Raw genomic sequence first — 13,600 nt, 5'->3', positions numbered from 1 at the left:
GCCCCACAAGCTAACTCCCTAAAATGCGCGCCCTTGTTTAATTTTTGGGCGGATTTCTGCATTGCAAAGTTCTTCTTTTTCTCCTGAATTGTTATTGCCTGCGGGTAGTTTGCGCAACATGCGTTATGCCTTTGCCTATGGTGCGGATGCGGTGTATGCCGGTCAACCGCGCTATTCGCTTCGGGTGCGCAATAACGAGTTTAACACCCAGAATCTTGCTGTAGGTATTAAGGAAGCCCACGACTCAGGGAAAAAGTTTTATGTGGTGAGTAATATCGCGCCCCACAACAGCAAGGTGACAAGCTACCTGAAAGACATTGAGCCTGTAATTGCCATGCAGCCAGATGCGTTGATCATGTCTGATCCTGGTTTGATCATGTTGGTGCGTGAAGCCTTCCCTGATACGGCGATACATCTTTCCGTGCAGGCCAATGCCGTTAATTACGCCAGTGTGCAGTTTTGGGCCAAACAAGGCATAGAGCGCGTGATCCTGTCTCGGGAATTATCCCTGGAAGAAATTGCTGAGATCCGACAAAAAGTGCCTGATACTGAATTGGAAGTATTCGTTCATGGTGCCTTGTGTATGGCCTATTCCGGGCGCTGTTTGCTTTCCGGTTATATGAACAAGCGAGATCCCAATCAAGGCACCTGCACCAATGCGTGCCGCTGGCAATACGATGTGCAGCCGGGGCAAGAAACTGAAAGCGGCGACATCGTGCATCAACACAAGCCTGAGATAGTGGAGCCTACCCTGGGTACAGGTGAGCCTGTAAAAGACGTGTACTTGCTGGAAGAAAAAGAAAAGCCGGGCGTGTTTATGCCTGCCTTTGAAGATGAACACGGCACTTACATTATGAACAGCAAAGATTTGCGAGCCGTCCAGCACGTTCCCCGGCTGGTGGAAATGGGGGTGCATTCTCTAAAAATTGAAGGGCGTACTAAATCCCATTATTACTGTGCTCGAACGGCTCAGGTTTATCGTCAGGCCATTGATAATGCGCTTGCGGGCAAGCCTTTCGATAATGCCCTGATGGCCAGCCTTGAAACTTTAGCGCACCGCGGCTACACCGAAGGCTTCTTGCGTCGTCATACTCACAGTGAATATCAAAATTATCACACCGGCAGCTCCGTCAGCGACAAACAGCAGTTTGTGGGGGAAATTCTCGGGCGTTGTGAGCAGACGGGATTTGCCATTGTTGAGGTGAAAAACAAGTTTGCACTGGGTCACTCATTAGAGCTAATGACACCTCAGGGAAATCAAACCTTTTGTTTGCAAAGCATGCTGGATAAATCTGGTGCCGAGGTATCAGTAGCGCCAGGCAGTGGCCATCAGGTACGCATTCCGGTGCCCGTTGATGGTCCGCTGGATTTTGCGTTGTTGTTAAGAAATCTGGATGCGGGTACCAATACCCGTAATCCGTTTAAATCCGAATCGTTGGTCGAGGTGTGATATGGCATTAAAAATCAAAGAAACCTGCATTAACTGCGACATGTGCATGCCAGAGTGCCCTAATCAGGCCATAACCATGGGGGCCGAAATTTTTGAAATCGACCCGGCCAAGTGCACCGAATGCATTGGTCATTACGATGCGCCAACCTGTGTCAGTGTTTGCCCAATACGATGCATTGGCGTCGACCCGGATAATCAGGAAACACTGGATGAGTTAGCCATTAAATACGTGGCGCTTACTGCTTAATACTGGCGTTTAAAGGTCAGTACCTTCTCTATATAGCGGCGGCTTTCTGCTTTGGGGTGTTGATGGCGCAGCTTTTCGTATACCTGGCTGGCGCTGAGTTTGTTGATTGCACTGGTTGCCCGCTCCCGATTACTACTGAAGGTTTTAAATACATTGCCCGCGCCGCCATTGTAAGCGGAGATGGTGGCGTATTCACGGCTAAGTGTATTGCTGATGTTCTTCAGGTAAATATCATCCAGAATATGTAAATAGGCGGTGCCAATGTCGATGTTTTCTTCCGGGCGAAACAATACCGACTGAGTGGGTTGGTCATTGCGTTTTTTGATGCGGGTGTACACATCTTTGCCTGCAGAGGCAGGTATAATTTGCATCAAACCATAGGCATTAGCGGAGCTTACCGCAAATGGGTTGAAGCTGCTTTCTGTTTCGATAATGGCGTAGATTAAATCGGCGGGCACCTGATAGCGTGACGCCGCCGCCAGCACATATTTAGCATATTGTTTTTTGCGCAAGACATGATGGTCAGATACCAAGGGAAAGGTAACAAAGTGTTGCTGGCCCGCTTCCGTGGAATCGGTTTTTAGCTGTGTGGCCAGTAAATACTCGGCAAAGCGCCCTGCGCGCCAGGGAAATCGGATAGCCACCCCATCTTGATCCAGCGCCTGGCCATGCAAAAAGGGTTCGCCAGTAAATTGCGGCGTTTCGTCGCTGAAGATATCAGTAGAATTGGGATCATCAGTAGTTAGCAGGGTGGTAATAATGGCTTCTCTGAGTTGAGTCTTATAGTCCTGTGCATTGATGGTTTCTACCGTTACGTAACCTGCGCGAAAATCAATGATGGCTCTGGCCTGATAGTCTTGTGTGTATTTTACGTAGGTGTCGTTATCAGGAATTTCAGTATCTTCTTCGCCCCACTTATCCTTAGCCTTACCGCGCAATTCATCTAGTAGTTCTTTTAGGTTTTTTAAATCGTAAATCAGGGCTTGCGGGTTATTCTGATATTGTACGGCTTTTTGTCTGGCATAAGACTCTGCCACCTGACGGATATCACCTGTTTGTGAGGCTTTTAACAGCATGGCGCGATCCGTATGTGTACAAGAACTGAGCAGCAGGGATATGAGAAAGCAAAGTATGCTGTATTGGATTCGGCGCATTTAAGTAAAATGAAGATAAGTGGAATTATTATTAAAACAATAAAAAAGGCACCAGATCAATGCGATTATCTGGTGCCTTTGTTTTCCCCATACCCAACATGAGAAAACTGGTGGCTCAGGCTCACTCACGGACTACTTTAGTGAGCTATCAAAGCGATGAGTTAATAATGTTATATCATAACAAAAGATGCAAGGTTTTTTTGTGTAGAGTTATTAAATTGTGGCTGGTGGTAACGCGCCAGATGGGGATCATTAATGCTGATTGGTATAATTTGATAAACCACCAACACTCTTTAGAACGAGCGCCGGAAATAAAAAGGCACCAGAATTCTGATGCCTTTTTACCGTGGATTAAGCGCCTCGCTTTGTCTTGTAGCTGAGCGGCATTAAAATTCCGCTCTAACACCTACAGCGAAACTGCGACCAGGCAGTGGAGCAAGGTCTTTTAAGAATGAAGTATGCACGCGGGCTTCTTCATCCGTCAGGTTTTTACCGCGCAGGTAAAACACCCAATCTGCGCCTTGCCAGGCTTGACGATAATTAACACTGAAGTTAACCAGGGTGTAACCATCGGTGGCTGTTTCGAAATTAGAAACACGCGTCTGATCGTCGTACCAGGTCACGCCCACATCGCCATACCAGTTGTTCCAGTCGAAATCCAGCTCTGCACCAATGCGCATGGGCGGAATACGTGGCAGATTGCGCGAACCATTAACCGCGTGATCTAAACTGCCGCGAATGTAATCGCCGTATACTTTCAGCGTCAGATTGTCGCTGAGTTTGTTGTATAATTCAGCTTCGATACCATAAAAGGTCGCGTCCTGTTGCTGGAATACAAACACCGGAGTGCCTTCCTCTTCGCCGTGCTCATCACCATGCTCGTCGCCTTCATGCTCTTCGTGTTCATCATGCTCCTCCTCCTCATGATGCTCATCTTCTTCATGGGCATGACTGTCCTCGGCGAATAGTCCGGTATCGGCCTGATACAGGTAATCATCTACCTGGTTGTAGAACAAGCTGACGGTGTAACCCCAATCGCCATCGAATTTGCGGAAGGTCAAATCCAGGTTGGTGGAGATTTCTTCTTCGGTCTGTTGTAAAGCCGGTCCAAATTCACCGTGCTCATTGATGCTGTACAAGGTACCCACATCAAATGTTCGAGTGGCGATGTGGTTGCCCGCTGAAAACAGTTCCTGGTGACTGGGAGCGCGTTCTGAATGACTCAAGGACAGGGCTACAGAGCGACCTTCTTGATATTGCCAGTTGGCCCCTGCCGATAAAGATAAAGACTCAAAAGACTGCTCGAACAGATTCAGGGTAACGGTTTCTTCGTGCTCTTCGTGTTCGTCATGTTCATCACCTTCATGCTCATCTTCTTCGTGTTCTTCGTCGTGATGCTCTTCTTCAATATGCAAGTTTTCCAAGGTAATTGAATCAATTGGGTCGATATCGGTTGCATCGTAACGAATACCCAGCTGCACGGTAACATCACCGAACTGTTTTTCTTCGATTAGAAACATGGCAAAGCTGTCAGTTTCACTGGGGGGAGTGAACGCTTCAGCGCCAATGGCCGCGTAATCGGTATTGCTATAATGCAAACCCAATACACCGTGCCAGCCAGCAAGACCTTCGTGTTCAAGACTAATGCGGTGCTCATCGGTTTCATTGATAAAGGTGGTACCGATTTCGCCAGCTTCAATTTCTACGTGTTCGTAGTCGGTAAAGCCGCTGGCAAACTTGATTTTGCTTACGCCGGTAAAAGGCGATAAGAACTCGCCTGCTATCTGATAGCGGCGCATATCCACATTGAGGTTAACGATTTCTTCTTCGCCGTGCTCTTCAGCGTGATCTTCTTCATGCTCTTCTTCGTGTCCGTGTTCATCTTCATGACCGTGAGCATGTCCCGGCACGCCATAGAGATTGTCCAGTTGTTGCACTGAAAAGCCCACATAGCCTTTGTCATTCACCCAAGACAGGCCTGCTGTGTAGGACGTGGTATCAATGGCAGAATTCGACAATGTTCCCGGTTCCTCGCCTTCGTGCGGCTCACTTTCCGCATAACCGGGAATGTCGTAGTTGTCCGTTTGGCGGTCAAAGGCATCAAAATGGAATGCAACATTGCCGGTTCCGGCATTTAAATCAATACGGGCAAACTCTTCGTCAGATACCGAGTCGTAGCGCAATTCGGCTTCACCTTCGACACTGTCTGGCACATAACGTGGGATGCGGTTGTCTACCACGTTTACCACGCCGCCAATGGCGCCATTACCATATTGTAATGTGGCGGGCCCGCGTAGCACCTCTATTTGAGTGGCGCTGGTACCGTCTGCTGCCACATTGTGATCAGGACCTACGCGAGAAGCATCTGAGCTGTCCAGGCCGTTTTGCACGATTTTCACGCGTGGGCCATCAGCACCGCGGATCACCGGGCTGGAAGACACCGGACCAAAATAGGTGCTGTGTACGCCCGGCAAGTTTTTCAGGGTGTCACCCAAGGTCGCAGCCTGGTTTCGCTTCAGCTCTTCTCCGCCCAATACCGACACCGGCATGGTAGATTCCAGCACCGAGCGCTCAAGCGCATTGGCGGTAACAGTAACGTTTTCAATAATAGCCGGACGCAATACGAAATCCGCTGTGTGGTTGGCATCAGGATTTAAAATTTCCTTGTCACCGTGCACGTGCTTCGCAGAATACACATGCACATGGGCGCGGTCATCGGAAACATTGTTGAGCGTGTAACGACCGTCTGCATCGGTAGTGGCTCTTACTGAGCTGCCTTCAACCAGAACAGTGGCACCCACGACAGGCTTGCCATTGATATCTGTAACGGTTCCGGAAACAGTTGCGGCAATAGATGGCAAACTGCAGGCCATCGCAACAAGTGAAAGTGTGGTTCTCAAGCCAGTTTTCATGGTTCTGTTTAACCTTATGATTACTTAGTTGTTGGGTATGTTAAGTGCTGGCTGCAGATGATGTTATAATATAACGTTGAGATCAAGTGCTTTTTGTAACGTGATAATATAACCAAGATTGTACGGTTTAAAATTTATCCTTAATATTAAATTACGGGTCCTTCAATCTGTCATTGATAGACGAGCTAGATGGTTTATGTGATAGTAGATCACACATTTGACCCAGAACCTTCCATTTATGCCAAACCAAACCTCAATAACTTCATATTCCGATGAGGAACTGTTGCACAAGTTATTACAATCATGGGATCAAAAGTCTTTGGCCAATTATCTCAATCAGTTTTCTCCGGGTAAGTGGGCCAGAGAAACTATTAATCGTTGGATTAAAGGTAAGGCCAGTCCTTCTTTTACCCATCACGAATACCAACATTTGCTCGATTTATTACCAGAGACATCGGTAACTCCAGAGAGCGCAGCTTTTCGATTTGTTGATTTGTTTGCGGGTATTGGGGGAATAAGAAGGGGCTTTGAGAGTGTTGGTGGCCTGTGCGTGTTTACCAGTGAGTGGAATAAATTTGCTCAGCGTACTTACAAAGCTAATTATCATTGTGACCCTGAACATCACGTGTTTAATAGTGATATTCGCTCTGTTACCTTGTCGCAGCAACAAGGTATATCAGAACAACAGGCCTATCAGCATATTAATCGTGAAGTGCCAGATCATGATGTGTTATTGGCGGGGTTTCCCTGTCAGCCTTTTTCATTGGCGGGTGTCTCTAAGAAAAATGCCTTAGGTCGCGTCCATGGATTTGAGTGTCAGACACAAGGTACCCTGTTTTTTGATGTTGCTCGCATTATCAAAGCAAAGCAGCCTGTGGCGTTTGTATTGGAAAATGTGAAGAATCTGAAAAGCCATGACGGTGGCAAAACCTTTGAAGTTATTTTGCAAACTCTTGATGAACTGGGCTACGAGGTAGCTGATAAACAATATCAGGGAAAACAGGATCCGAAAATCATTGATGCGCAGCATTTCTTGCCACAACACAGGGAGAGAATTGTGTTGGTGGGGTTTCGAAAAGATCTCAATGTGCATCAGGGCTTTAGCTTGACGGATATCGCGCGGTTTTTCCCAAAACAATCTGTTTCGTTAGGTTCATTGCTTTCTGAGGTGGTTGATAGTAAATACGTACTGACTCCAAAGCTTTGGCAATACCTTTTTACTTATGCTCAAAAGCATAAAGCTAAGGGCAATGGTTTTGGCTTTGGACTGGTGAACAATAATAGTGTGGCACGTACGCTCTCTGCACGTTACTACAAAGACGGTTCAGAGATCCTGGTGGATCGCGGCTGGGACTTCAACAGATCCTTTGAAGAGCAACTTGAAAGCGGAAACCGTCCAAGGCGATTGACGCCTGAAGAGTGTGCTCGCTTAATGGGCTTTTCTAAACCCGGGGAAAACCAGTTTAAAATTCCCGTTTCAGATACGCAGGCCTATAAGCAGTTTGGTAATTCCGTTGTGGTACCGGTATTCGAAGCGGTGGCAAAACTTATGGAGCCTCGTATCCTCAATGCGGTGCAAATTGCAAAATCTGCCAATGTTGCCTAAAGCTCAAATAAAATGATACGGGGAAAATCATGGACTGGAAAATCTTCTTCACAATCTTTGCATCGGTATTTATTGCCGAGCTGGGGGATAAAACGCAGCTGGCCACCATGCTATTTGCTGCAGATAAAGCCGTGAGTAAATATACGGTGTTTTTCGCGGCTTCTGCGGCGTTAATTGTCGCCTCTGCCATTGGTGTACTGGCCGGGACGTTATTGAGTGAATATATCAATCCTAAGTATTTGCAGTATGTTGCGGGGGTTGGGTTTATTTTGATTGGTGTTTATACCCTTTATACGGCAGGCTAAAAGGGATATTCCGACAATAGTCCAAACTCCTCAAATAGCTTTGCCAACTCGCCATTGCTTTTGAGCTGTGCCAATGTGTGATCCCATTGTTGTATCAATGCCGCACTGCGCGGGGTTTCAGCAAAAGCTGGGTACAGGGGTAACACGCCAAATCGAATCCATGTCAGGCCTTCATTGCTGATGCCTTCAGTTGCCATTAAATCCAGCATTTCCGAATCATCACTGAGGATAAAACGGATCTTTTCTGCCCTGAGTAAGCGAAAAGCTGTAACGATGTCATTCACTTCGTAACCTTGTAGATTGTATTGCGGAAAATACTGATCGTAGAGGTAATCTGTCAGCCATACTGCGGGCGCATTTTGATACTCGGGAGGTTGGTTTGGGTATCGGCTGGTAAGGTATATGGCATAGACAAAATCGGCATCCATAGCCTCATGAGGAGTAATAGCGTAGTCCTCCTCGTCTTTATAAGCACCTAACCACAGATCGGCTTTACCTTGTACTAGTAGGGCTTTAGTGCGCGCGTAATCACTGTAAACAAACTGCACCTCTAAGTTTGGGTACACTTTTTTAAAAAGTGCTTCGTAAAGCCCATTGCTTTGCTCTGTTGTGTAGGGAGGCCATACATCCGTTGCCACTACAAGGGATTCCGCCTTGCAGAAACAGGAAAGTAGCAACAAAAAACAGAGCTGTTTTTTCATCTATGGGCTCCAGCGGACATCAGTAAATTGTCGTACACTGAAGCCAAATTGCCAGTTTCATTTACGTAGAATTACTGATTCAGGCCACTATGCAGGCCGCGTCGGTAGGCGCCAATGGCTGGAATACAGGCAACTACGAAAGTAGCCACAATGACTATCCCTGCAATAAGCAAAGAATCGCTATTCCATACATTGCTACTAATAAACAAGCCGTAGTGTTCACTCAACCAGGCGCTGGAAAAATGTAGCGCAAGCCAAACCAATACTAACGCCATCAGGGTGGCACACAGAGATATCAAAACGGCTTCTGTTTGAATGAGTAAAAATAGCAGCTCCGGTCCGGCGCCAATAGCCCGTAAAACGGCGATTTCTTTGTGGCGTTCTCGCATGGAAGCCAGCAGCATGGTGGTTAATCCAAACAGGGAAGAGATTAAAATCAGTAAAGAGATAAAGCGCAATAGATTCTCTACTGTGCCTAGCATTTGCCATAGCTCCGAAAGAGCGACTCCGGGCAAAATTGCCAGCAGCGGCTCTACTCGATAGTTGTTGATGCTGCGCTGCACACCAAAGGTGGCGAATTTCGAATTGAGCCCTAATAAAAAGGCAGTAATGCTCTTGGGTTGTAATTGCTCTATTGCCGCAGGGCTGTCTGGAGCGGCCAATATCGCCGCTATTTTGGGGGCCGAAAAGTGTACCAATTCCAGTGATTCCAGGCTGACGTGTACGGTTTGATCCACCGGTGTTCCTGTCGCTTTCAAAATGCCTGTAACTACAAATGGGGCTTCGTCATGATTGCTGAAACTAACGCTGCCCACACCATGAGCGATGGTGATTTTGTCACCTACTTTGTACCCCAGCTTTTGCGCAACTTCAGCACCTAACACAGTTTTGGTTAAACCAATATTTGGCTCGCCAGCGCGCAATTCTAGTGCCTGTTTGTTGCCATAGCGAAAATGACTGAAATAGTCAGTGCTGGTGCCCATCACACGATAACCGCGGTGGGAGTCGCCCAGGGAAATGGGAATGGCCCATTTTACTTGTTTGTCTTTGTGGATGCGTTCATAGGTGGCCCAATCGATATTATTGGTGGCATTGCCAATGCGAAAGACCGAATACAGTAGCAGATTGAGCTGTCCGGTTCTGGCTCCCACAATGAGATCCACACCCGATACCGTGCGTCCGAAGCTATCTTTAGCTTCTTTGCGAATATGTTCAACGCTGAGTAACAAGCTGATGCTTACCAGTAGTGATAACAGGGTCAGAATAACCGAGCTTTTACGACTTTTCAGGCTTGAAGCGGCAATACTGAAAATCATGCTTTGGCTCCTGGTAATGTGGCTTTATTTATTTCGGTTAAGCTCACACTGGTGTCGAAGTAGTTTTTTAATCCCGGATCGTGGCTGACGAAAATCAGTGTGCTTTTGGCTTGTTCACAACTGGCTAGTAATAACTGCATGAAGCTATCTCTTGCCGTGGTATCCAGGGCTGATGTGGGCTCATCCACGATCATGAGTTCAGGCTGGTTGATCAGTGCGCGTGCGATGGCAACTCGCTGCTGTTGGCCAACGCTAAGCTGGCTGGCTTGCTGTGATAATACGCTAAGAGGAAGCTGCAGTTGTGTGACAATAGACTGAATTTTGTTATCCAGGTTGTTATCAATATTGTTGCCTAACCAGGCCGCTGCGCGAATATTTTGCTCGACACTCAAATAAGGGATCAAATTAAACTGTTGAAACACCACTCCGATGTGTTGCGCGCGAAATTTATCTCTTTTGCGAGAGGACAATGCGCTCACCTCTTGCCCTAATATGTGGATTGTACCTGTATTGGGTTTTAAGGTGCCGGCCAAAAGATTTAATAAGGTACTTTTACCAGAACCTGACGGGCCATAAAGAAATACTTTCTGGCCTTTATCGATATGCCAGTGAGGGATTTCTATGAGGTTGTGGTCACTGGATTTGTCGTATTGAAAAGACAGGTTTTCGATACGGATTTGTTGTTCTTTTGCCGCTTCATTCATGATGTGTAATTAGCTTAATCTGGTTTTCAGGGTTGTGCTCAGTTCAAGCTTGCCCTGCTGTGCAAATTCAGAGGAGTCTGGATAGATCAGCTCTAATCGCGAGTCATCGCTTTCATCTAATTCCACGCAGCTTAGTATGTCTTCTGCTTTATTGAAACCAAAGATACCCCGTTCGGTAATAAATACCCCTTTCAAGCGCTCCACCGATACAGAGCTCAACAGACTAAACACCAAATTGAAATCAAAGATGTGGCTGCCATCATAAATCCAACCTTCAGTGATAAAACCCTCTTTTTGATGCTGTGTATAAGCCGCCCCTTCGCTTTCTAATCGCTCTTGCCACGCAGGTGTAGTGGAGCTGTTGTGGCCATGATGGTGATGCGCTGGTGGTGGTATTTGTCTAGCGGTGGGCTTGGCAAGGTTGGCAAAATCAATTTTGCCTTGTTCAGTAATCAGTAGTTCTTTGTCGCTCAAGTTCAGTTCTCGCAGGGTATTCGCCATAGTGGATATATCGTCTTCTACGTACAAGTCTGCTTTATTGGCCACTAAAATATCGGCAATTTGTAATTGCTGCTTAAAAACCGGATGTTGATAGTATTTTTTCTGGTTTAGTTTACGGGCATCGAATAAGGTCATCACTGCCATCAGTTGCATTACTTCGCGATTGTGCTCACTTTGCAGCTCAGCGATGACCTCTTCAGGATGGCCTAACCCTGTCGGTTCAATGATGATACGCTGCGGTCGGCTACGACTAATTAACTGTGCCAGTGCGATCTGCATCGGCAGTCCTGATGTGCAACACATGCAGCCGCCGGGGATCTCTTTGATATAGACCTGCTGTGCTTCGTTATTCTCAGAGCCAAGTAATTTGCCGTCAATGCCAATTTCGCCGAACTCGTTTACCAGTATTGCCCAGGTTTCATGGGCAGGCTTTTGGGCCATTAAATGGCTTATTAACGTGGTTTTACCTGAGCCCAAAAAACCAGTAATGATATGAGTAGGAATAGGAGAGGTAATGGCTTGTTTCACAATGTTCTGAACTCGCTTTAAATAATGTTATATTGTAACAATTACTTGAAAAAGATACAGTGCTTTTGTTTTATTGTGTTTACTGGGATTGGTATTACTTGTGGTTTCACCTGTTTCTGTTAATTCAGTTTCTTTAAAGCGGTTTTTGCCAACCGTTGTTGTTTTATTAGTATTTTTTTGTATGGGGCTAGCGGTCGCATTTTACAAACCGTGGGATTGGTTCGAACTGGATAATAATACTCTTTATCAATCGGATGAGTACGATTCCACGGTCGTTTCGGTGCCTATCAGCTGGCAGGCATTATTGGGAAATACTGATCGGCAGTTACTGCAAAACCTGCGTGACAAAAAAACTCAATTAAACCAACAGTTTCCCGAAGGTACGGAATTGTCGATGGAATCTGAGCTGTTGGCCTCGGCGTTAACCGCGCAAACCTGGCAATCACTGGATGGGTACCAAATCAACGCTGATGTGGTGGGTCAATATGCCAGTTTACCCGGTTTCCTGGTTCCACTTGAGCTGAACGAGGGTAAGGTAAGAAGCTTTTTTATCGTACCCTACTACGGGGCATGCCTGCACTATCCACCACCGCCTCCCAATCAAATTGTGTATGTGCAGTTGCCAGATTACATTCCGTTACCGGATATGCAATTGGCGTATAAGTTCACCGGTGTACTCAGCGAGACTTTGTTTGAAGATCCTATGGGAACCTCTGCCTGGGGAATGGATGTGAGCGCTATTTCAGCCTATTCTGCCCCCACGGATGATGTGCGGGTGCACTGAGCTCCAAAATCGCTAAAACCTACTAAACACTGATGTGTTCCAGTTTGTATTGCAATATCGGGCGATACAAGTCAACGCACTCTTCGCCAATTTTGATCAGGGCTTCTGCTTTATCAAAGTCCATAATGCCGTAGTCAGAGAGCTTAGGTTGGATCACCAGATCTGGCGGATCGCCCGCCAACTGGGAACGGGTAATTCTATCTTGCATAATATCAATACAGCCCGACATCACAGCAAACACATCTGGGGTTCTGGCCTTTTCTTGTTTGCGGGTTTTCATTTGTTGCAGGTAGTTTTTGCCGGATAACAGAAGTTTGTCGAATTGGTTCATTTCACTGCCGTGCTGGGCAACGTAATCGAGTGGTTTTTCGGGGATTTCCAGCTCTTCCTCAAGCTCTGTATTGGGCAGTACCTTTTCCTGATTTTTGGCGCCAAGGTTGGATTTATCTGAATTGAGATCCACGGCGATAACAAAATCTGCCCCCATGGCTTTGCACAATGAAACCGGTACCGGGTTAACGGTTGCGCCATCAACCATCCAGCGGCCTTCATATTCATAAGGGGCCAAAATGCCGGGGATGGCACAAGAGCAGCGCAGTGCTTGTTTCAAAGAACCTTGGGTAAGCCAGGTTTCTCGTCCGGTAAATAGATCAGTGGCGACTGCACCAAATGGTTTGCTGAGATCTTCAAAGTTAACATCGCCAATGGTTTCGGTGACTTTATCAAAGACTTTTTCACCGCTGATAAGCCCGCCATAACCCAGTCCCCAATCCAACAGGTTGAACACTTGCCAGTTATCAAGACTTTGTACCCATTCTTGCAGGTCGTTGAGTTTGCCACTGGCCAGCGCCGCACCAACTAATGCACCTATGGAGCTGCCGGTGACGATATCTGGTTCAAACCCAATCTCTTTCAGGCGGTTAATAATACCAATATGGGCCCAACCTCTGGCTGCACCACTTCCCAAAACCAAACCGAGTTTCATATAAATCCCCTGTACAAACTGACTACACCATAGTTGTGGATTATTTGTTGAATTTAAAGGTATATACCCAAACTATCTCAAAATACTCGACTTCAGCGGGAGAATAAAAGGATTTAGGCAAGGAAAATTGGAGAAAGCATGGTTGTTCTCACGTCGAACCAATTTAACGCAGCAGAAATTCTTTTAAGCCTCGCCCTTCGGGAGCTTCACAGCGCTTCCATTACTGTGTTGCACTTGTTTGAAAGGTAGCCGATATTCCTTCTCAAGTGCGCCTTGTACTGAAAGCGCTGTGAAAGCTCTGAAGCAGGCATTTTGAGGTAGCTTGGGTATGAGTTAAATTTTTATTGAGCAAAAAACAGCAATGGCGCACTATTGGGCCTGCATTTTTTTGAGTCTCACCTGACTTG

General features: G+C 46.6%; 12 protein-coding genes. 5 read left to right on the top strand and 7 right to left on the bottom strand.

All coding sequences use genetic code 11. The features are described from left to right. The first annotated feature begins 52 nt into the window (after nucleotides 1–52). Both yegQ and AABA75_RS20945 read left to right on the top strand, forming a co-directional pair. The gene (gene yegQ, locus AABA75_RS20950) at nucleotides 53–1,450 is read left to right on the top strand and encodes a tRNA 5-hydroxyuridine modification protein YegQ (protein WP_338294899.1); all 1,398 of its coding nucleotides are present in this window, start codon (nucleotides 53–55) and stop codon (nucleotides 1,448–1,450) included. Nucleotide 1,451: 1 nt separating this feature from the next. Next, nucleotides 1,452–1,697: a YfhL family 4Fe-4S dicluster ferredoxin gene (locus AABA75_RS20945; protein ID WP_338294686.1), complete on the top strand. Its 246-nt coding sequence runs from the start codon at nucleotides 1,452–1,454 to the stop codon at nucleotides 1,695–1,697. Here the strand turns inward: AABA75_RS20945 and AABA75_RS20940 are convergent. Continuing rightward, nucleotides 1,694–2,773 carry a murein transglycosylase domain-containing protein gene (locus AABA75_RS20940; RefSeq protein ID WP_338294685.1) on the bottom strand — a complete coding sequence of 360 codons (1,080 nt, stop codon included), beginning with the start codon at nucleotides 2,771–2,773 and terminating at the stop codon, nucleotides 1,694–1,696. The genes AABA75_RS20945 and AABA75_RS20940 overlap by 4 nt on opposite strands. Nucleotides 2,774–3,237: 464 nt before the next feature. Further along, nucleotides 3,238–5,763 (bottom strand): TonB-dependent receptor, encoded by a 2,526-nt coding sequence (locus AABA75_RS20935; RefSeq protein ID WP_338294684.1) that lies wholly within the window; start codon nucleotides 5,761–5,763, stop codon nucleotides 3,238–3,240. A gap of 238 nt (nucleotides 5,764–6,001) precedes the next feature. Here AABA75_RS20935 and dcm point away from each other — a divergent pair, with 238 nt between their 5' ends. Then, the gene (gene dcm, locus AABA75_RS20930) at nucleotides 6,002–7,369 is read left to right on the top strand and encodes a DNA (cytosine-5-)-methyltransferase (RefSeq protein WP_338294683.1); all 1,368 of its coding nucleotides are present in this window, start codon (nucleotides 6,002–6,004) and stop codon (nucleotides 7,367–7,369) included. A gap of 29 nt (nucleotides 7,370–7,398) precedes the next feature. Beyond that, on the top strand, nucleotides 7,399–7,674 hold the full coding sequence (locus AABA75_RS20925) for a TMEM165/GDT1 family protein (RefSeq protein ID WP_338294682.1): 276 nt from the start codon (nucleotides 7,399–7,401) through the stop codon (nucleotides 7,672–7,674). On the opposite strand, the gene AABA75_RS20920 is transcribed toward AABA75_RS20925, so the two are convergent. The 4 genes from AABA75_RS20920 to AABA75_RS20905 form a co-directional block, all read right to left on the bottom strand. Next, a complete protein-coding gene (locus tag AABA75_RS20920; RefSeq protein WP_338294681.1) occupies nucleotides 7,671–8,375 on the bottom strand; it encodes a substrate-binding periplasmic protein in 705 nt (234 codons plus the stop codon). The genes AABA75_RS20925 and AABA75_RS20920 overlap by 4 nt on opposite strands. Nucleotides 8,376–8,446: 71 nt before the next feature. After that, complete coding sequence (locus tag AABA75_RS20915) at nucleotides 8,447–9,691, bottom strand: ABC transporter permease (protein WP_338294680.1); 1,245 nt, start codon at nucleotides 9,689–9,691, stop codon at nucleotides 8,447–8,449. Continuing rightward, nucleotides 9,688–10,395 (bottom strand): ABC transporter ATP-binding protein, encoded by a 708-nt coding sequence (locus AABA75_RS20910; protein ID WP_338294679.1) that lies wholly within the window; start codon nucleotides 10,393–10,395, stop codon nucleotides 9,688–9,690. The genes AABA75_RS20915 and AABA75_RS20910 overlap by 4 nt, the downstream gene beginning before the upstream one ends. 9 nt (nucleotides 10,396–10,404) lie before the next feature. Next, a complete protein-coding gene (locus tag AABA75_RS20905; RefSeq protein WP_338294678.1) occupies nucleotides 10,405–11,424 on the bottom strand; it encodes a CobW family GTP-binding protein in 1,020 nt (339 codons plus the stop codon). 181 nt (nucleotides 11,425–11,605) lie between these two features. Between AABA75_RS20905 and AABA75_RS20900 the strand changes: the two genes are divergently transcribed. Further along, nucleotides 11,606–12,208: a DUF3299 domain-containing protein gene (locus tag AABA75_RS20900; RefSeq protein WP_338294677.1), complete on the top strand. Its 603-nt coding sequence runs from the start codon at nucleotides 11,606–11,608 to the stop codon at nucleotides 12,206–12,208. A gap of 22 nt (nucleotides 12,209–12,230) precedes the next feature. Here AABA75_RS20900 and rssA read toward each other — a convergent pair whose 3' ends face one another. Then, a complete protein-coding gene (gene rssA / locus AABA75_RS20895) occupies nucleotides 12,231–13,193 on the bottom strand; it encodes a patatin-like phospholipase RssA (RefSeq protein WP_338294676.1) in 963 nt (320 codons plus the stop codon). Between the last annotated feature and the right edge of the window lie 407 nt (nucleotides 13,194–13,600).

This window comes from Planctobacterium marinum, from assembly GCF_036322805.1.
Classification (GTDB): domain Bacteria; phylum Pseudomonadota; class Gammaproteobacteria; order Enterobacterales; family Alteromonadaceae; genus Planctobacterium; species Planctobacterium marinum_A.
This window is presented reverse-complemented; position numbering and strand designations above follow the sequence as displayed.